The organism is Nonomuraea sp. NPDC049141, from assembly GCF_040648415.1.
In the GTDB taxonomy this organism is placed as follows: domain Bacteria; phylum Actinomycetota; class Actinomycetes; order Streptosporangiales; family Streptosporangiaceae; genus Nonomuraea.
In genome coordinates, this window is the sequence record NZ_JBEZDR010000001.1 from 240794 (window position 1) to 259313 (window position 18520).

Annotated in this window: 16 protein-coding genes; 10 read left to right on the forward strand and 6 right to left on the reverse strand. The window is 70.6% G+C overall.

What is annotated here, in order from left to right; genetic code table 11:
• Positions 1-40 precede the first annotated feature (40 nt).
• The gene (locus AB0B91_RS01080) at positions 41-481 is read left to right on the forward strand and encodes a hypothetical protein (RefSeq protein ID WP_358313081.1); all 441 of its coding nucleotides are present in this window, start codon (positions 41-43) and stop codon (positions 479-481) included.
• Between the two features lie 61 nt (positions 482-542).
• Here AB0B91_RS01080 and AB0B91_RS01085 read toward each other — a convergent pair whose 3' ends face one another.
• Positions 543-1895, reverse strand: a complete 1353-nt coding sequence (locus tag AB0B91_RS01085) for a hypothetical protein (protein ID WP_358313083.1) — start codon at positions 1893-1895, stop codon at positions 543-545.
• A 196-nt stretch (positions 1896-2091) separates the two neighbouring features.
• On the opposite strand from AB0B91_RS01085, the gene AB0B91_RS01090 reads away from it, so the two are divergent.
• Positions 2092-4311 (forward strand): thiamine pyrophosphate-dependent enzyme, encoded by a 2220-nt coding sequence (locus AB0B91_RS01090; protein ID WP_358313086.1) that lies wholly within the window; start codon positions 2092-2094, stop codon positions 4309-4311.
• A gap of 435 nt (positions 4312-4746) precedes the next feature.
• Here AB0B91_RS01090 and AB0B91_RS01095 read toward each other — a convergent pair whose 3' ends face one another.
• Positions 4747-6408, reverse strand: coding sequence for an LLM class flavin-dependent oxidoreductase (locus AB0B91_RS01095; RefSeq protein ID WP_358313088.1), 1662 nt, complete (start codon positions 6406-6408; stop codon positions 4747-4749).
• A 141-nt stretch (positions 6409-6549) separates the two neighbouring features.
• Here AB0B91_RS01095 and AB0B91_RS01100 point away from each other — a divergent pair, with 141 nt between their 5' ends.
• Positions 6550-7299 carry a GNAT family N-acetyltransferase gene (locus AB0B91_RS01100; RefSeq protein WP_358313091.1) on the forward strand — a complete coding sequence of 250 codons (750 nt, stop codon included), beginning with the start codon at positions 6550-6552 and terminating at the stop codon, positions 7297-7299.
• A gap of 27 nt (positions 7300-7326) precedes the next feature.
• Here AB0B91_RS01100 and AB0B91_RS01105 read toward each other — a convergent pair whose 3' ends face one another.
• Positions 7327-8544, reverse strand: coding sequence for an MFS transporter (locus AB0B91_RS01105; protein WP_358313094.1), 1218 nt, complete (start codon positions 8542-8544; stop codon positions 7327-7329).
• 59 nt (positions 8545-8603) lie between these two features.
• Between AB0B91_RS01105 and AB0B91_RS01110 the strand changes: the two genes are divergently transcribed.
• The 4 genes from AB0B91_RS01110 to AB0B91_RS01125 all read left to right on the forward strand — a co-directional run bounded on the left by AB0B91_RS01110 (position 8604) and on the right by AB0B91_RS01125 (position 12989).
• Positions 8604-9626 carry a DUF5937 family protein gene (locus AB0B91_RS01110; RefSeq protein ID WP_358313097.1) on the forward strand — a complete coding sequence of 341 codons (1023 nt, stop codon included), beginning with the start codon at positions 8604-8606 and terminating at the stop codon, positions 9624-9626.
• Positions 9627-9678: 52 nt separating this feature from the next.
• Positions 9679-10296 carry an RNA polymerase sigma factor gene (locus tag AB0B91_RS01115; RefSeq protein WP_358313100.1) on the forward strand — a complete coding sequence of 206 codons (618 nt, stop codon included), beginning with the start codon at positions 9679-9681 and terminating at the stop codon, positions 10294-10296.
• Positions 10289-11170, forward strand: a complete 882-nt coding sequence (locus AB0B91_RS01120; RefSeq protein ID WP_358313103.1) for a CU044_5270 family protein — start codon at positions 10289-10291, stop codon at positions 11168-11170. Before AB0B91_RS01115 ends, AB0B91_RS01120 begins: the two co-directional genes overlap by 8 nt.
• Positions 11171-11414: 244 nt before the next feature.
• A complete protein-coding gene (locus AB0B91_RS01125) occupies positions 11415-12989 on the forward strand; it encodes a heparinase II/III family protein (RefSeq protein ID WP_358313106.1) in 1575 nt (524 codons plus the stop codon).
• On the opposite strand, the gene AB0B91_RS01130 is transcribed toward AB0B91_RS01125, so the two are convergent.
• Positions 12967-13614, reverse strand: coding sequence for a TetR/AcrR family transcriptional regulator (locus AB0B91_RS01130; RefSeq protein ID WP_358313109.1), 648 nt, complete (start codon positions 13612-13614; stop codon positions 12967-12969). The two genes, AB0B91_RS01125 and AB0B91_RS01130, sit on opposite strands and share 23 nt — an antisense overlap.
• 78 nt (positions 13615-13692) lie before the next feature.
• On the opposite strand from AB0B91_RS01130, the gene AB0B91_RS01135 reads away from it, so the two are divergent.
• Genes AB0B91_RS01135 through AB0B91_RS01145 form a run of 3 tightly spaced genes read left to right on the forward strand, consistent with a single transcriptional unit; the run spans position 13693 to position 17058 of the window.
• Positions 13693-15078 (forward strand): DHA2 family efflux MFS transporter permease subunit, encoded by a 1386-nt coding sequence (locus tag AB0B91_RS01135; RefSeq protein ID WP_358313112.1) that lies wholly within the window; start codon positions 13693-13695, stop codon positions 15076-15078.
• 8 nt (positions 15079-15086) lie between these two features.
• Complete coding sequence (locus AB0B91_RS01140; protein ID WP_358313114.1) at positions 15087-15854, forward strand: SDR family NAD(P)-dependent oxidoreductase; 768 nt, start codon at positions 15087-15089, stop codon at positions 15852-15854.
• 4 nt (positions 15855-15858) lie between these two features.
• On the forward strand, positions 15859-17058 hold the full coding sequence (locus AB0B91_RS01145) for a GDSL-type esterase/lipase family protein (RefSeq protein ID WP_358313117.1): 1200 nt from the start codon (positions 15859-15861) through the stop codon (positions 17056-17058).
• On the opposite strand, the gene AB0B91_RS01150 is transcribed toward AB0B91_RS01145, so the two are convergent.
• Both AB0B91_RS01150 and AB0B91_RS01155 read right to left on the reverse strand, forming a co-directional pair.
• The gene (locus AB0B91_RS01150) at positions 17000-17689 is read right to left on the reverse strand and encodes a maleylpyruvate isomerase family mycothiol-dependent enzyme (RefSeq protein ID WP_358313120.1); all 690 of its coding nucleotides are present in this window, start codon (positions 17687-17689) and stop codon (positions 17000-17002) included. The genes AB0B91_RS01145 and AB0B91_RS01150 overlap by 59 nt on opposite strands.
• Positions 17682-18503 (reverse strand): fumarylacetoacetate hydrolase family protein, encoded by an 822-nt coding sequence (locus tag AB0B91_RS01155; protein ID WP_358313123.1) that lies wholly within the window; start codon positions 18501-18503, stop codon positions 17682-17684. The genes AB0B91_RS01150 and AB0B91_RS01155 overlap by 8 nt, the downstream gene beginning before the upstream one ends.
• Between the last annotated feature and the right edge of the window lie 17 nt (positions 18504-18520).

Genomic DNA, 18520 nt, shown 5'->3' on the forward strand with positions numbered 1-18520 from the left:
ATCCCCCTTCCCCAAAGGAGAACCAGCCTTGGATTTGCACTTGGCAGTCATCGACCTGCAAGAGAAGGTCTCTGCCCTCCAGACCGATACGGTGAGTGGCGTGCCTGGTACCTCGATCGAACAACGGTTCACTAGCCTGCACGACCGCGTGGACATCGTCGGGAAGAACGTCCTCGACAGGATCGACAAGCGGACAAAAGATCTCGACAAGAAGATCGAGACACGAGCGGATCAACTCGAAAAGAGGATCGACGCACGAACCGACTTTCTCTACGAGAAGGTCTTCATGCTCAGCAAGGACACGGAGAATGGCTTCGACCGGGTAAATCGGGATATAGCCAGCGTCGACCTGCGCATCGGCAAGGTCGAGGCAAGGATCGACAAGGTCGACAAGGACATAGCCGAGCTCAAGGCCGGGTTCGGTGAGCTCAAGTTGATGCTCATCAGCATCGGTGCGAAGTCTCCCGAGCCCGAGTCGTAGCACCGACGCTTGAGGCCCGGAGCGTGCAGCCCCGGGCCTCAATCGTGCCGTTCCGGCCTGGTTACCGCGTCACGCGGACATAGTCCCTACGGCTGCTGTCGCCGTAGAAATCGTCATCCCCGCCGAACACGAACTTCCACGAGCCCGACTTCCACGCCTTGACCCTGGCATACAGCTTGCCGCTGTCACCGGATGACGTGGTCTTCACGTACTGCCACTTGTGCGCGCCGACCGGCTTGAAGTACAGCGCGACCTTGCCCGCGTACCCCTCCCAGGATCCGCTGTCGTCGATCTGCAGCTTGCCCCTGAACTTCAGGTACTTACCGCGCTTGACCGGCTCCGGGTAGGCGTTGAACTTGATCACGCGGCTGACCGACTTCTCCGCCGTCGGCGGCGGGGTGGGCTCGACGACCGTGACCTGGTCGGCGTCGCTGACCGAGCCCCTGACGCCCTCGGTGCCGGCGAACGCGGCCCGCCACCAGCCCGACGACTCAGCGGTCGCATTGGCCCAGAAGCGGCCGTCGCGGTTCGTCACGTCGCTGGTGACGTACTCCCACCGGCGCGACCCATCGGCCCTGAAGAAGATCGAGACCCGCTGGCCGGGCAGCGCGCGCCAGCCTTCGGTCTGCAGGGTGCCGGTGAAGTTCAGCCGGGCGCCCTTGTCGACGGGCTCGGGTGAGGCGTCGAAGCCGGCGATCCTGCTGTCGCGATCGTGCCTGACCCGGACGTCGACCCGGTCGCTGTCGCTGACCGACGCCCTGGCTTCCTTGTTCCCGCCGAACTCGGCCCGCCAGTAGCCGGTGGCCCTGGCCCGTACCTTGGTGGCGAACCAGCCGTCGCGGCCGGTGGCGACCGTGGTGACACCGCGGTAGGCGTCGGCGCCCTTCTCACGGAAAGTGATCGCCACGGACTGCCCGGCGTATCCCTTGCCGTCGGCCAGGAGCCGGCCGGAGACCCTGATCAGGTCACCGCGGTCCACCTCGCCGGGGCTGGCGCCGAAGTCGACGATCTTGGTGACGAGGGCCTTCTGGATGTCGAAGGTGCCGCTGACGGACTTCTCGCCGTCACCGTGGGCGACGGCGAGGAAGCTCCACTTGCCGGCGTCCTTCGCCTCGAAGCTCTTCGTACCGGTCCACTTGGTCCGGAGGCCGAACGGGGCCGGCTTGAGCTCGACGGGCGTGCCGACGCTCAGGCCGGGCGGCTTGAGCTGGAGTTCGGCCGTCTTGGCGTCCCCGGTGGTGAACGTGAACGTCACCGTGACCGGCTTGTCGAAGACCACGACCGGGGAGCCCGGGCTGAGGTCCACGTCGGAGATGGAGGGGGCCTTGGCCGCGGCCGACGCCGACGGTGCCAGGGCGAGAACCCCGGCGGCCGTCGCGAGCGCGACGGCGGCGACACGGATGCGTTGTAACATGCGGGTTCCTTTCTGGATCCCTGTGTTCAACGCGGCATTGAGGGTGCCACGCATATCGTTCCCAGTAAACATTCAGGTTGGCCACAAAGTCGCTCAATCTGACAATCTGTTATAGATCGGGGTCAATCGGACCGGTCCACAACATGTCCCTCCCGACAGGCAGACGAACCCGGTATCGGGACGACATAATCGCCTTGTGGCGCGCGACACTGTTGAGACCCATTTCACCCAAGCGGTTACGACGCTGAGGACGGGCGCGGCCCGTGATCCCGGCCTGCCTGTACGCGAGGGCACGTCGCTGACCGGCGAGCAGTGCCGTACCCTCTTCCAGCGCCAGCTCGACAGCCGCCTGCTCGACATCGCGGCCCGCTGGCTGCGCGAGCAGAACGAGAGTTTCTACACGATCGGCTCGGCCGGCCACGAAGGCAACGCGGCGGTCGCCACGGCGCTGCGTGCGGACGACCCCGCGCTGCTGCACTACCGCTCCGGCGCCTTCTACCTGACCAGGTCCGAGCAGGCCGGGCGGCTGCCCGAGCAGGGCATCCGCGACGTGCTCATGGGGCTGACCGCCTCGGCGGAGGAGCCGATCGCGGGCGGCCGGCACAAGGTGTTCGGCCATCCCGACCTGGCGATCATCCCGCAGACTTCGACGATCGCCAGCCACCTGCCACGCGCGGTGGGCGTCGCCTTCGCGATCGAGCGGGCCCGCGCGCTGGACGTCCCCTCGCCGTGGCCGCGTGACGCGATCACCGTGTGCAGCTTCGGCGACGCGTCCGTCAACCACGCCACGGCGCTGACGGGGTTCAACACCGCCGCCTATGCCACGCATCAGGGGCAGGCGCTGCCGATCCTGTTCGTGTGCGAGGACAACGGCATCGGCATCAGCGTCCGCACGCCCAAGGGCTGGGTGGCGGCGAGCGCGCGGCGTCCCGGCATCGAATACTTCGCCGCCGACGGCTGTGACCTGGCCGACGCCTACGACGCGGCCACGCGGGCGGTCCAGCACGTACGGGCCAACCGCTCCCCCGCGTTCCTGCACCTCAGCACGGTCCGGCTCATGGGCCACGCCGGGTCCGACGTCGAGTCCGCGTACCGCACCCAGCGGGAGATCCGCGCCGACATGGAGCGCGACCCGCTCCTCACCACCGCCCGGCTGCTGGTCGAGGCGGGGTTGATGACGCCCGAGGAGCTGCTCACGCACTACGAGTCGTCCCGCGAGCACGTGCTGCGGATCGCCCTGGAGACCAGCCGCGGCCCGCGCCTCGGCTCGGCCAAGGAGATCATGGAGCCGCTCGCACCGCGCCGCGCCGAGATGATCGCCAGGATCAGCCCGGTGGCGGCCGAGGCCTCGGTCAGGGAACGCGCGTTCGCCGGCTCGCTGCCCGAGGCCGAGAAGCCACTGACGCTCTCCCAGGCCATCAACCGCACGCTGACCGACGCGCTGGCCGTCCACCCGGAGATGATGGTCTTCGGCGAGGACGTCGCCAAGAAGGGCGGCGTCTACGGCGTCACCCGGGGGCTGCAGAAGCGGTTCGGCGCCGGGCGGGTGTTCGACACGCACCTCGACGAGCAGTCCATCCTGGGGCTCGCGCTCGGGTCGGGGGTGTCGAAGCTGCTGCCCGTCCCCGAGATCCAGTATCTTGCGTACCTGCACAACGCGCTCGACCAGCTCAGGGGCGAGGCGTCCACGCTGTCGTTCTTCTCGCGGGGCGCCTACCTCAACCCGATGGTGGTGCGGGTGGCCGGTTACGCCTACCAGAAGGGGTTCGGCGGCCACTTCCACAACGACAACGCGGTCGGCGCGCTGCGCGACATCCCCGGCCTGGTCATCGCCTCGCCGTCGCGTCCCGACGACGCGGCGGCCATGCTGCGCACCTGCCTCGCGGCCGCGCGCACGGAGGGGTCCGTGTGCGTGTTCCTGGAGCCGATCGCGCTCTATCACACGCGCGACCTGTTCGAGGAGGGTGACGGGGGCTGGCTGGCGTCGTACGCGCCGCCGTCGCGCTGGCCCGAGACGCACGTCCCGATCGGGCGGGCGCGATCCTATGGGGACGGGCGCGATCTCACGATCGTCACGTTCGGCAACGGGCTGCGGATGAGCCTGCGGGCCGCCGTCCGTCTCACGCAGGAGGGCTTCGGCTGCCGGGTGCTGGACCTGCGGTGGCTGGCGCCGCTGCCGGTGGAGGACCTGGTACGGGCGGCGGAGCTGACGGGCAAGGTACTGATCGCCGACGAGACCCGGCACACGGGCGGGGTGTCCGAGGGGATCGTGGCCGAGCTGATGGACGCGGGATTCTCCGGGCAGGTGGCGCGGGTGACGTCGGCGGACAGCTTCATTCCGCTGGGAGACGCGGCCGGCCATGTGCTGATGTCCGAGGAGGAGATCGAACAGGCGGCGCGGAAGCTCCTAGGATGATTTTTCGTGCGGCTGCGCGGTGAGCCTGCTTTTTTCGGTCTTTTGTACGGCTAAGCACGGTGAGCCCCAAGCGCCGACCGGGGTTGGGGGCTGTCCAGGGGCACGCTCCTCTGGTGGAGGTGGCTTGGCGCCGTGACGTGCGCATGATTGGCCGTGTTCTTCGGCATTGAGCTGGGCGGCGTTGACAGGCGCCGGGTTCCGCCGTACCCGCTCTCGCCGACGCGGCGCTCGGATGGGCTCGCGGACTTCTGGAGCCCAGCCCCCGGACTCCGCCGCTCACGGACATCTCGGCTCACGGACTCCCCGAACCCCCTGCCTCCCGGTCCCCGCACCTCCTGCCTCCCGGACCTGCGGCTCCTCAGATCCCGGCCCCCGGTCTCTCGGACGCCCGGGCGCTCGGACGGCTGGGCGGCTGGGCGCTCCCCCGGGCCCCGGCTAGTACGGCGAAGGGCCGCCGAACATTTCCGCTACCCGGGAAGCCAGTGCCACGTCGCCCGTTATCTCCAGGCGGCCGGACACCAGCAGGGCGGCCGGGTTGGCCGTGCCCGCGAGGATGCGGAGGAGGTCTGCGGCCGGGAGGGTGAGTGTGAGGGACGGGGCGCGGGCCGGGCCGGGGAAGGCGCGGGCTCGGGGGCCTCGGATGGCGATGGTCCAGGTGGAGTGGGGTTGGAGGCGGAATTCGAGGGTGCCGTGGAAGCCGAACGCCTTGTCCGGCTGGAAGGAGCGGGCCATGAGGGTGAACAGGAGGCGCTGCCGGCCAGGGGTGAGCCAGCGGGCCAGGTTCTCGTCCGAGCGGCCCGCGACCAAGCGGGACAGGAGGTGCCGGGCCGTGAGGCGGGCTCGTTTGCGGGTCGCGGTGAGGAGGTCCGCCGGGGTGGGGGCCGGGCGGTGGGTGAGGCGGGACAGCTCCGCGTCCTCGTCGATCATGTACGGCTGGGGCAGCGTCCTGGCCGGGGACCGTCTGGAGAGGGCGGCTTCAATGGCGGGGGCGAGGCGCGAGGACTTGTCACGCTCGCGGTCTTCGCGGCCTTCGGTGAATGCGGGAAGGACCTTTTTCCCGAACAATTCCAGGCTTTCGCAAATATGGTCGTGGCGATTGGGCCCGGCCTGGAGTACGAAGATCATTTGATCGACGCCGGCCGCCTCGTACCGGGCAATGAGGTCGATGAGTTGCTGCGGACTACCCAATGCGCCCGCGAGCGGATCCGTCCCTTGCGGCCCCACCTTAGGGCCATCTTTCGTGAAATTTCCCCAAATGCTGCTGTGGCCGGGAGTGTGTTTCGACGGCCCGTAATAGTGCGCCAGAGCGTAGGCGAAGAACCCGGCCCCGAGAGCGCCCCGGCGCCGGGCCTCGGCGGGATCCTCGTGGCACATCATCGGCAACACGATCGCCAGGTTGGCGTTGACCGCGAACCCCGCCGGCACACACTCCTCCGACTCCAGCAACCGGTAGTAGTCCCGCGACCACTTCTCCGCGTCCTCCGGATGCACGAACGCGAACGACAGCGCCCCGATCCCGTTCCGCGCCGCCAGGTGGATCGTCTCCCGCCGCGAACAGGCCACCCACAGCGGCGGGTGCGGCTTCTGCACGGTCTTCGGGATCACGTTGCGCGGCGGCATCCGCAGGTACGGCGAATGCCACCCGGCGAACGGCTCCTCGACGAACATCCGGGTGATCGCGTCGAGCGAGTCCTGCCACATGGCCCGCTTGCGCTCCCGGTCCACGCCGAACCCGCCCAGCTCGGCCGCCGAACTCGCCTCCCCGGTGCCGAAGTCGACCCGGCCACCTGAGACGAGGTCGAGCGTGGCGACCCGTTCCGCGACCCTGGCCGGGTGGTTGACCGGCGGCGGCACCTGCACGATGCCGTGACCGAGCCGGATGTTCCTGGTGCGCTGCGAGGCGGCGGCGAGGAACACCTCGGGCGCCGCCGAGTGCGAGTACTCCTCCAGGAAGTGGTGCTCGACCTCCCACACGTAGTCGAACCCCACCCGGTCGGCGATCTCGACCTGCTCCAGCGCGTCGGCGTACAGGCGCTGCTCGCTGTCCGGCTCCCAGGGGCGGGGCAGCTGATGCTCGTAGAAGATTCCGAACCGCACCTCAAGCCTCCGGTCTACCTGGCCTTATAAATGACCGTCTCCCGAACTGGACGTAACGTCAACAGCGCCCCAAATCAGTTGTCTGGGCACCCGCCGGGACCTAATTTGTAGTGATCATCGTTCTGCGGAGAGGACCCTTACGTGCTGGATGCCGCCGTACACGCTTATCTCAGGTCGGTGGCGGGGGCTCGGGCGCATCGGGCCGGGCCGTTCGTGATCCGGTTCGATGAGCATGACGACGCGCTCCCGTTCAACTACGCCGTACCCGACGACCACAGCGCCCCCACGGCGGACGAGGTCGCCGCGCTGGTCGCGGTGTTCCGTGAGCGGGCGCGGACACCACGGTTGGAGTACCTGCCGCAGGCGGCGCCGAAGGTGGAGGACGCGCTGCTCGTGGCCGGGTTCACCGAGGAAGGCCGCTACCCGGTCCTGGTGTGCTCGCCGGACGAGGCGGTGGACGCGCCCGTCGACTCAGCCGTCCGGGTCGTGCTCGTGACGGATGAAGCCGGCCTCTGGCGCGTCGCGCGGGTGATGAACGAGACGTTCGAGGCGCCGGAGGCCAACGAGCACGACGTCGCGCGGCTTCGGCGGGTCCTGAACGGCGGTGGGCTCGTGGCCGCCGCCGTGGACACCATCACCGGCGAGGTGCTCGGCGCCGGGCAGATCGGCAGCCCGCATCAGGGGGTCGCCGAGGTCGCGGGTATCGCGGTGCGTGCCTCACACCGGCGGCGGGGCATCGCGGGAGCGGTCACGGCGCTGCTGACCCGCGCGGGCACGGACGCCGGGATCACGATGCCGTTCCTCACCCCCGCCGACGACGGCGCCGCGCGGGTCTACGCCCGCGTCGGCTACCGGAAGGTGGGCGAGGCGCTGCACATCTCGCTCCGCTAGAACACCAGCCCACCGGCACATCTCGCTTCAGGTTTCGCGGCGGAGTGGGCTGAGCCAGATCGGGATCCAGCTGAGCGCCATGATCGACGCGCCCGCCCACATGGCGGCCCCGGAGCCCCAGATCTCGCCGAGGAGCCCCGCCAGCAGGCCGCCGACGCCGACCGCGCCCATCAGGATCAGGCGCATGGTGGCGTTCATCCGGCCGAGCATCGGGTCGGGCGTGACCTGCTGCCTGAAGCTGACGAGCAGCACGTTGTTCATCCCTGTCCGGAAGCACAGGAGGCTCCACGCGGCCGCCGAGATCCAGACGCTCCAGCCGACCAACGGCACCAGGAACGCGAACGGCGCGGTAGCCAGGCCGACGACGCACACGCCACGCCCGCGACCGAGCCGACGACCGATCAGGTGCGCCGTCGAGGAACCGGCCAGCGTGCCCAGCCCACCGACGGCGAGGTAGGCCCCGAGCACCCAGGCGGGCTGCCCGAGGTCATTCACGAGGAGCACGGGCAGCAGCGTCGAGCAGAGCGGGAACCCGAGGTTCGACAGACCGCCCTGTACCGCGACGGCGACGAGGATGCGGTTGCCGAACAGGTACCGTACCCCCTCGCCGATCTGCCGTCCGAGCCGCTCGCCGGGGACGGGGGCCGGTGGAGGTTCGGGTGTGCTGATCCGCCGCAGCCACAGGGCCGACCACAGGTAGGTGAGCGCGTCGAGCAGGATCGCCACCGGCGCGCCCGCGAAGGTCACCAGCACTCCGGCGGCGCTTCTGCCGCTCACGTCCATCGCCGCGTTCGTGCCCACGAGCACCGAGTTGGCGGCGGTGAGCCGGTCGCGGCCGACCAGGTGCGGGACCGTGCTCTGGGAGGCGACATCGAAGAAGAGCGTGCCGACTCCCGACGCGATCGCGACGCCGTACAACTGGGCCATGGTGAGCGCGCCCAGCCACCATGCGACCGGCACCGACACCAGGAGCACAGCGCGGACGAGGTCCGTCGCGATCATCACGGGGCGGCGCCTGACCCGGTCCACCCAGGCCCCGGCGGGCAGGCCCAGCACGAGCACGGTGATCGTGGTGAGCGCGCTGAGCAGGCCCACTTCGCCGGGTCCCGCGTTGAGGGCGGTCACCGCGAGCAGGGGCATCGCCACGTAGCCGACCTGGGTGCCGAACTGGCTGACCGCCGACGCCAAGTAGAGGTTTCTGAAGGAGGGTTCACGCAGGAGCGGGGTCTCGGCAACAGCTGTCATGCCCCTAGATGATGCGATAGTGGATCTGGCGGCCATTGATTAAGCAGAGGGTTAATGGAATGAGTCTTGAACTGACATTCACCGCGCAGGATGCGGCTAATGTCCGCTTCGCCGTTTCTCCTCTGTGGGAGGTCGTCGCCAGCGTCCGAGTGGTGAAGAACCCGGCCGCGCATGCCGCACTCAAACCCTGGGTGGAGCGGGTACGACGGCCGCTCGCCGATGTCGACTGGCGGTTGCTGTCCGACCTGGTGCCCGTGCCGACGACCTCGATCGTCTGCTTCGTCTGCCCGCCGCCCTCGACCTCCGTGCCCGATCTGGAGGTGGAGCTTGCCACGATGGCGGCGATGGCGCCCCGGGTCCAGGAGGATCTCGATGTCTGGGACGGTCCGCGCACCAGAGCGCTCCAGGCGCTGCACGACGACCCCGTGGGCGGCCTCGAGCGGCTGGCCGGGGAGATCCGCGGCTACTGGGAAGCGGCCATCGCGCCGTTCTGGCCCCGGATCGGCACCCTGCTCGAAGGCGACGTGCTCTACCGGGCCAGGTCACTGGCCGAGGGTGGGCTGCGGCGCATGCTCAGCGACCTCGACGCGGCCGTGACCTGGGAGGGAGAGACGCTCCGCCTGCCGAAGACGGTCTGCGAAGGAGTGCGCCCGCTGCGCGGGCTGGGGCTGTTGCTCGTGCCGTCGGTGTTCACCTGGCCGCGGGTCTTCTCCGTCACGACCCCGCCCTGGCAGCCCACGATCCGCTACCCGCCGCGCGGCGTCGCGACGCTCTGGGAGCGCCGCGAGAGCGATCCGCCAGAAGCGCTGGCCGCCGTGCTCGGCCGGACCCGCGCCCGGCTGCTGGCCGAACTCGACCAGCCCGCCTCGACCAGGGAGCTGGCCACCCGCCTCGACCTGTCAGATCCAGGCGCGAACCAGCATCTCACCGCGCTCCGCAAAGCCGGACTGGCCAGTGCGCACCGTACGGGAAGATACGTGCTCTATGCCCGTACGGCCGTCGCCGAGGCGCTTCTTGCCGGAGACACGACGTCTGCCCGTGAAAGCGATCGGGCGGATCGGGGGATAAGAGGTATCCGCTGATCGTTCGAAGGGTGGCACATGACGGGGCAAGCATCGTGAAAGGGCGGCCGTGGTGACGGCGCTGCCCTGGATCTCCGGCCGCGCCGCCCGGGGGCCGGTCGACCGGGGCGAGGCCATTCCGGGGTCACTGGTCGACGCCGAGGTGTTCGGGGAGGTGTTCGACGCCTATTTCGGCGACATTCACGGCTATGTCGCCCAGCGGCTCGGCGTGGACCATGCCGAGGACGTCGTCTCCGACACCTTCCTGATCGCGTTCAGGAAGCGCGCGCAGTACGACCCGGCGCGCGCGACCGTGCGGTCCTGGCTGTTCGGCATCGCGACCAAGCTCATCGGCAAGCATCGCCGCCTGGAGGCGCGGACGCTGCGCGCGCTGGGACGGTACGGTCCCGACGGCGACGCGCCTGGTCACGAGGACCGGGTGTCCGCGCGGGTCAGCGCCCAGAGTCTGCAGCCGAGTCTGGCGTCCGCGCTGGCGGGGCTGGAGCAGCGGGATCGCGACGTCATCCTGCTCGTCGCGCTGGCCGGGCTGAGCCATGAGGAGATCGCCACGGCGCTCGGCATCCCGTACGGCACGGTCGGCTCCCGGCTGAGCCGGGCCAGGAAGAAGCTGCGTGGCTCCCTGGGCGGCGCCAATCCGATGCTCGTCCTCGAGGAGGCCGACCATGGATGAGCTGTCGTCGATCCGCGAACTGTACGGCGAGCAGCCGGCCGACCCGGCGCTCAAGGCCAGGGTCCGCGAGCGGCTGGAGACCGAGTCGCGATCCTCCTCGCGTACCTCGTGGCTGTTCTCCTGGCGGGCGACCGTGAGCGGTCTCGCGGCGGCGGCGGTCGCTGTGGCGGCCGTGGTGGCGCTCGCTTCGCCTCGTACGGCGGGCGAAACCGTCTCCGGACGGTCGATCCTGCTGGCCGCCGCGACCACGGCGGCGTCGGGCCCGGCCGGCAAGGGGACGTACTGGCACATCGAGAAGCTCCACGACGGCACGAAGGTCACCGACCTCTGGGCCACCCGCGACGGGAAGGCTTGGACGGGCGAGCGGATGGCGGGCCGGTCCGGGAAGGTCGTCGTGTTCTCGGGCAAGAGGGCGCCGTTCAGCATGGCCGGGAAGGATCTGACGTACGAGCAGATCCAGCGGCTGCCGACCGATCCGGCCGCGCTGAAGGAATGGGTGGTCGGGATGCTGCCCGCCGGGTCCGGCGACGGTGTCCTGGCGGACGCGGTCAGCGGGCTGCTGTGGAGCAAGCCGTCGCCGCCGGGCGTCCGGGCGGCGGCCTATCGGCTGCTCGGCGACCTGCCGAACGTCCACTACCTGGGGCGGAGCACGGACCAGCGGGGCCGGACCGGGGACGCCTTCGCGTTCGAGCTGGACGGCGACCCGGCTGTCGAGCGGACGCTGATCATCGACGTGGCCAGCTCGCAGGTGCTGTCCTGCATCGACAGCGCGGGGGTGTACGGCGGGGGTACGCAGCGCTCCGAGGTGGTGCTGGGTGCCGGTTGGACCGACAAGGGCCCGGCCGTATCCGAAACCGCGAGCACACGGCCGTAACCCCATAAGTCAGGGCACGTCCGTGCCCTGACCTCCTGGCCTCGGCGCTCCCACCTGCGGGGATCCACCCGCACCCCACCGACCACCGCGCACTCCCCCGCGCCACACACCGTCCCGCGCGGACCCCCGCGCCACGCACTGTGCCGCGCGTGGACCTCGCGCGCCTTCCATCGCACGTGAACCTCGCGCTTCGCCGACTGCGCCGCGCGTTGGGTTTCGCGCGCCCGAAATCAGGAGCCATCACATGTTCTGGCGTGCCCGTAAGGCGCTCGGCCCGGCGATCTGCCTGGCCGACCAGTTCCCCACGATCAAGGTGCCGGAGGTGATGGCCGGGCGGGTGACCTTCGTCAGCCTGCCCCCGGTGGACCTCGGCCAGGACATCGACTGGCGGCTGAACCCGCACGGCAACCGCTCCTGGGCCCTGAACCTGCACACCCTGCGCTGGATGGGCCGCCTGGTCGCCGAGTACGAGCGTTCGGGCGACCGGGCCTGCCTCGACCAGGCCGAAATCGTGGCCGACAACTGGATGCGCAAGAACCCGCGCGGCGGCGCCGACGTCAGCCCCTGGGCCTGGGCCGAGCACGCCGTGGCGCTGCGCGCCCCCGCGCTGGTGTGCCTCAGCGCCCACGTGGACAGCCCCCGCCTGCTGGACAGCCTCGCCGAGCACGGCGGGATCCTGTCCGACCCGGCGCTCTACCGTCAGGGCCACAACCACGGCCTCGACCAGGACATCGCGCTGCTGGTGGTGGGCTGCCGCCTGGGCCGGGACGGCTGGCGTGACCTGGCGATCCGCCGGATGCTCGCCTCGGCCGAGCTCGCCATCGACGAGCAGGGTGTGCTGCACGAGCAGGCACCGAGGTACGGGCTGTACGTGCACCGGCGGCTGGGGGTGGCCTTACGGGCGATCGAGGAGAGCGGGGCCGGGATCCCGGAACGGCTGGCGGCGCGCCGGAGCGCCCTCGAAGCGTACATTGCCCATGCCACGCAGCCCGACGGCTTCCTGGCACCTCTCGGGGACAGTCCGGCTGACACGAGGGCGGCCGGGTTCGCGCACGACGGGGTGGCGGTGCGGGTCTTCGACGGCGGGTACGTCTTCGGCAGGACCGCGTGGGGCGACCCGGAGTCGGCGTTCTACTCGATCAGGTTCGGGCCGGGGCGGCGGCTGCACGGGCATGAGGACCACCTCGGCGTCACCTATCACGCGCAGGGTCGTCCGGTGCTGGTCGAGGCCGGTTTCCACTCATACGAGAAGACGGACTACGTGGCGTGGACCAGCTCGCCCGACGCGCACAACGTACCCGCCGTGGTTGGCGCCGGCTTCCGAGCGGGTACGGCGACGCGCCTGGACGCCGCTGACATCGGCGCGTCGCGGCAGTCGTTCCGGCTCAGCGACGACGCCTATGGCGTGCGCCGTACGCGCGAGGTCCTGGTCAGCCATGGATCAGACCTGATGGCGGTGCTGGACTCGGTTCCGGAGGGGTACGCGGTGCGCGGTTTGTGGCACTTCGACCCGTCGCTCCGGCTGGTCGATCAACGTGACGGCGTCGTGGTGCTGGGTGACGATGCCCGCCGCGTGACGCTCCTGCAGCTCACGACCGACGGCAGGCCGGTGGGCGGTCAGACGGTACAGCGAGGCACGGTCTCACCGGGCTACCTCCGGACGGCGGAGACCGTGACGGTGTCGTCGCCGGAGGCTTCCCGGCTGCTCACCGTGATCGTGCCGGGCGGCGTGGACCCGGCGGTCTCGGCGGAGGGCGACCTGATCACGGTGCGTACGCCCGGCGGACCGGTCACGTTCAGGGGGTCACGACTGCAGTGATCCGGTCGGCGGCGCCGTAGACCTGGAGGAATGTGTCGACGGCGGCACGGGTCACCTCCCACAGCTCATCGTCGTCGATGGGGCGGGTGCCCATACGAGAGCGGGCCTCCAAGGGGCCGACGAGCAGGGCGAGTAGCTGCTCGGCTGCCCGTTCGGGGTCGGCGGCGCGCAGGCGGCCGGAGAGGGTGAGGCGGGCCAGCCGGTCGGCCAGCGCCTGGGTGAGCCGGTGCGGACCGGACTCGAGGACGACGTCGAGGATGTCAGGGAAACGGGTGATCTCCGAGTAGAGGAGTCGTCGCAGCGCGCAGGAGCGCTCGTCGCAGTGGAGGCGCAGCAGTTCGTGGCCGACGCCCTCGATCGTGGCGCGCAGGTCGTCACCGGGTGCGGCGAGCGGCTCCAGCGCGGCCAGTCGCTGTTGGAGAGCGAGCTGCGCCGCCTCCTGGACGGCGTGCTTGAACAGGGTGGCTTTGTCGGTGAGGTGGTTGTAGACCGTCGGCTTGGCCACTCCCGCCTCGTCGGCGATCTCCTGGACGCAGGCCTGGGCGTAGCCCTGCCGGGCGAACACCGCGAACGCGCCCCGCAAGATCGCCTGCCGCTTGTCGATCCGCCCGTGCGATGTGGTCATGCGTGGACTATACCAGCGGGTTCAACAGCATGAACTGTCTAGTTGCGAATAAACGCGCTGGATAACTATGTTGAACCCATGAGTTCAAAATTATTGGCGAGGATCGCCGTGATCCTGCTCGGCGGGCTGCTGGGCATTCTCAACAGCACGATGGCGGCCGTGGCCACCGGCACGCTGGCCACCGCGTTCGGCACCTCGCTGAGCACCGTCGGCTGGGCCTCGACCGGCTTCCTGCTGGCCGTCACCGCCACCATCCCGTTCACCACCTGGGCGGTCGACCGGTTCGGCGGCAAACGGCTCTGGCTGGCGGGCCTGACGGTGTTCGTGGCGGGCTCGCTGGCCGCCGGGCTGGCCTGGAACGTCGGCAGCCTGATCGTCTTCCGCGCCGCCCAGGGGGTCGGCGCCGGGATCCTCGACCCACTGGTGCTGATCCTGCTGGCCCGCGCCGCGGGACCGCGCCACGCGGGACGGGTGATGGGGTTGATGGGAGTGGTACTGTCGCTCGGGCCCGTCCTGGGGCCGGTCGCGGGCGGCGCGGTGCTCGACGCCCTGGGCTGGCGCTGGATGTTCCTGCTCAGCGTGCCCGTCGGCGTGCTCGCCTACCTGCTCGCGTGGCGCGTGGTGCCCGCCGACCAGTCGGCGGACCGGACACGGACCCGGCTCGACGTCCTGGGCCTGGCCCTGCTCGCGCCCGGTTTCGCGGCTCTGGTGCTCGCGTTGTCGCAGTCGGCCGAGCAGGGCGGGCGCATCGTGCTGCCGCTGGTCTCAGGCGCGGCGCTGCTCGCCGGCTATGCCGTGCACGCGTTGCGGGCCCGCGACACGCCGGCCCTGATCGAACTCAGGCTGTTCGCCAGTCGCGGCTTCGTCGCCAGTGTCACCATCATGGGGCTCGGCGGCCTGGCCAACTTCGCAACGCTGTTCGCCCTGCCGCTGTACTACCAGCAGGCGCACGGGCACGACGTGCTCGCCGCCGGACTGCTGATGGCTCCCGCGGGCCTGGGTGGGGCGATCGCCATGCCGCTGGCCGGACGGCTGTCGGACCGGTTCGGCGCTCGCGGCCTGGCGGTAGCGGGCGCGGTCGTCGCCGGGCTCAGCGCGCTGGCCTTCACCCGGATCGGCGCCGGCACCGCCGAGGTCTGGCCGGTGCTGGCCGCGTTGGCGATCGGGCTCGGCATGGGCTGCTTCAGCGCCCCGACCATGGGCTCGCTCTATCGCAGCCTGCCCGGCCCGCTGGTGGCGCAGGGCAGCTCCGTGCTCTACATGCTCAACCAGCTCGGCGCCGCGCTGGGCGTCGCCCTGGTCACGCTCGTCCTGCAGACCGCCGGTGACCCGATCACCGGCTTCCACGGCGTCTTCTGGTTCGCCCTCGCCATGATCGCGATCGTCCTGGCCGTCATCCCGCTCCTGCCCGGCCGTCCGTCGACCGCTCCTGAACCCGTTCTGACCGGAAAGGCCTCCCTTTGAAGACCTTGGTGATCACAGGTGGCACCGACGGGATGGGCAAAGAGCTCGCCCGCACCTACCTCCGCCGCGGCGACACCGTCGTCATCGTCGGCCGCGACAAGGACAAGGCCCTTCCCGGCGCCCGTCTCATCGCCGCCGACCTGAGCCTGGTCAGCGAGAACAGGCGGGTCATCGACGAGATCAACACCGCCTACCCGGCCGTCGACGCGCTCGTGCTGTGCGCCAGGTACTTCCGCTCCACCCGGTTCGTCACCGCCGAGGGATTGGAGGGCACCTTCGCGCTGGAGTACCTGAGCCGCTACCTCCTCAGCCACGGCCTGACCGATCCCGGCGTCATCGTCAACGTGTCCGGCCCGGGCGTCCCCATGGGCCGCGTCCACTGGGACGACCTGATGCTGGCGCGCGGATATGACGGGGTGGCGGCCCAGATGCAGGCCGGGCGGGCCAATGACCTGCTCGGCACCGCCTTCGCCGCCGGGCGGCCGAGCGCCCTTACCCGATATGTCCTGATCAATCCCGGGCCCGTGTCCACCGCCTTCCGCGGCGAGTACGACGCCGCGACCGCCGCCCACGTCGAGTCGCTCAAGAGGTACGGCGCGCCGGTCGCCGAAGGCGTCAAACCCCTCATCGCCCGCGTCGACGACCCGCCTGCCGCCCCGCTCAGCGCCTTCATGCGGAACGAGCCGATCAGTCTGGACCACCCGTCGTTCTCGTCCGAGGCCGCCGCGCGGCTCGGCGACATCACCCGCCACCTGCTGCGCTCTCTGGAGGGCTGAACACATGACCACCTGGACGGCGGCCTTCAGGTCAGCCCCGGTCAGCGCGTACGAGTCGATGACGCTCATCCACCCCTCGCGTGCCTTCAACGACCAGACGCTGCGTCAGGTCGTGCGCGTCCGCGGGGCCGGTGATCGGCTGCGGATACGCCTCAGCAACCAGTACGGCAAGCAACCCCTCACCATCACCCGGACCAGCGTGGCCACGCACGACACCCGATCCTCGATCAGGGCGGGCACCGACACCGCGGTCACCTTCGAGGGGACAGCGCAGGTGACGATCGACGCCGGGGCCGAAGCCGTGAGCGATCCCGTCGACTTCGCCATAGCGGGCGAGAGCGACCTGGCGGTCAGCACCTATCACGCCTCAGCTGCCGGGCCGGCCACCTACCATCCCTTCGCCCTGCAGACCGGTTACGTGGTAGCGGGTGACGCCGTCTCCCGGACGCACCTGACGGGTGCCGAAGAGGTGGAATCCCGGTTTCACCTGGGCGGCATCGACATCGGGGCGCCCGAGGGCCGCCGGGTGGTCGCGGCCTTCGGCGACTCACTCACCGACGGAGTGGGCACCAGCCACGGTACCCACCATCGTTATCCCGACCTCTTGGCCGGCAGACTCGCCGACACCTCCGTGATCAACCTCGGCATCGCCGGCAACAGGCTGCTCAGTGACGTCTTCGGCGAACGCGGCATCGCGCGGTTCGAGCGCGACGTGCTCGCCGCGCCGGGGGTGACGCACGTCGTCGTGGAGCTGGGGCTCAACGACATCGGCCTGCCGGGCATGCTGGGTCTGCCCGCCGTACCGGCGGACGAGCTCATCGACGGGCTCGGCTCGCTCGCCCGGCAAGCCGCGCGAGCGGGGCTGACGGCGGTCGTCGCGACCCTGACGCCCTTCGGCGGAGCGGACGGTGTCAGCCCCGGATTCGACACCCCCGAGGGGGAACGGACCCGGCAGCGCGTCAACCAGTGGATCCGCGCCCACGTCGACGCCGTCGCGGACCTGGATCGCGCGCTGCGCGACCCGGCCGCGCCGGCTGTCCTGCGGTCCGACTACGACAGCGGCGATCACATCCATCCCAACGACGCGGGAGCCGAGGCCATGGCCGACATCGTCGCCAGAGCCGTACTTGAAAGCGAGGGCCTTCCTAGAGCCAGCGGCCGAGCGCGGGCGCCGCAGGGTCGGGGGCCGGGCCTCGGCCGGTGACCCAGGCGGCCAGCTCGGCGGCCGTCCCGCTCACCCGGTCCGCGTCCGGCGCGTCCGCCGGCTCGGTGGTCACTCGCCAGACCCGTTGCCTGTCGGTCGGTGCGAGCACCACGGCGGGGCCCTGCCCCCGCCGTGCCCACAGCTCGGTCACGTCCGTGAGCAGCGCGTCCACGAACCCGGGCGGGAAGTCCTCGAACCGCCCGCCCGTCCCCAGGTCCACCGCGTGGATCCACATCTCGCGGGCCCGCATCCAGGGGATCTCCGAGGCGGGCACCATGCGGCCCTGCGCGGTGCGTACCCGCGTCTCCCACTGCTGAGCCGACAGGTCCTCCAGCGCCGCCCGCAGCCGTGCGGCGCTCTCTTCGGCCAGGACGAGGAGTTCGGCGGGCGAGAGCCGCGCCCGCTCCTCGATCTCGGCCTCCCGCGCCTCCGCGCTCGCGTACATCGGCGTCTCCTCGCCGGTCCGTGCCCAATGGGCGAGCCGCCCGAGCGCCGACGCGTTGCAGGCGACGTGGGCCACCAGGTGCCGCCCGGTCCAGCCAGGGAGGCGGCTGGGCCGGTCGAGGTCGGCTCCGTCGAGGCGGGCGGCGAAGTACGCGGTGCCGGAGTCGAGCCAGGCCAGGTCAGCCATCGCGGCGCGCCACGTTGACCAGCTCGCCGACGCCCGCGATCCGGGTCACGACCTTGTCGCCGTCGGCGAGGTAGCGCGGCGGCTTGCGGGCGTGCCCCACCCCGCCCGGAGTGCCGGTCGCGATCACGTCGCCGGGGCGCAGGGTGAGGATCTCCGACAGGTACGCGATCAGCTCGGCCGGCGGGAACACCAGGTCGGCCGTGTCCGCCTCCTGCACCACCTCCCCGTTGATCTCGCACCGCATGGTCAGCGCGCCGTCGAGTTCGTCGGGCGTGACGAGGTAGGGGCCGAACGGGGTGGTGGACTCGAACGTCTTGCCCTGGAGCCACTGCAGCGTGCGGTTCTGGTAGTCGCGGGCCGTCACGTCGTTGAGCACCGAGTAGCCCGCGATGGCGGCCTGGGCCTGTTCGGGCGAGGCGTGCCGTACCTCCGTGCCGATGACGACGGCGAGCTCGGCCTCCCAGTCCACGGCCTCCGAGACGGCGGGGAGCACGATGTCGTCGTACGGGCCGATCAGGGCGTCGGCGAACTTGGCGAACAGCGTGGGATACGCGGGCAACTCGCGGCCCATCTCCAGGATGTGGTTGCGGTAGTTGAGCCCGACACAAATGATCTTTCCAGGACGCGGCACCACGGGGGCGAGGTCCGCGCCGGCGAGCGGGTGCCTCGGGCCGTCCGCGGCGGCGGCCAGCTCGGGCCAGCCGGGCTGGGCGAGCAGCGCCCCGACGTCGGGTGCCCCGATCTCCACGGCGTACTCGCCGTCGACACGGGCGGCGGTGGTGCCGCGGGGCAGTCGCAGGGTCGCGAGCTTCACGCGTTTTCCTCTCGGTG

Bases quoted from the DNA above. Each gene is read 5' to 3' on its own strand.
- AB0B91_RS01085 (WP_358313083.1), bottom strand. From the start codon at position 1,895: ATGTTACAACGCATCCGTGTCGCCGCCGTCGCGCTCGCGACGGCCGCC.
- AB0B91_RS01105 (WP_358313094.1), bottom strand. From the start codon at position 8,544: ATGACAGCTGTTGCCGAGACCCCGCTCCTGCGTGAACCCTCCTTCAGA.
- AB0B91_RS01110 (WP_358313097.1), top strand. From the start codon at position 8,604: ATGAGTCTTGAACTGACATTCACCGCGCAGGATGCGGCTAATGTCCGC.
- AB0B91_RS01120 (WP_358313103.1), top strand. From the start codon at position 10,289: ATGGATGAGCTGTCGTCGATCCGCGAACTGTACGGCGAGCAGCCGGCC.
- AB0B91_RS01125 (WP_358313106.1), top strand. From the start codon at position 11,415: ATGTTCTGGCGTGCCCGTAAGGCGCTCGGCCCGGCGATCTGCCTGGCC.
- AB0B91_RS01130 (WP_358313109.1), bottom strand. From the start codon at position 13,614: ATGACCACATCGCACGGGCGGATCGACAAGCGGCAGGCGATCTTGCGG.
- AB0B91_RS01135 (WP_358313112.1), top strand. From the start codon at position 13,693: ATGAGTTCAAAATTATTGGCGAGGATCGCCGTGATCCTGCTCGGCGGG.
- AB0B91_RS01145 (WP_358313117.1), top strand. From the start codon at position 15,859: ATGACCACCTGGACGGCGGCCTTCAGGTCAGCCCCGGTCAGCGCGTAC.
- AB0B91_RS01150 (WP_358313120.1), bottom strand. From the start codon at position 17,689: ATGGCTGACCTGGCCTGGCTCGACTCCGGCACCGCGTACTTCGCCGCC.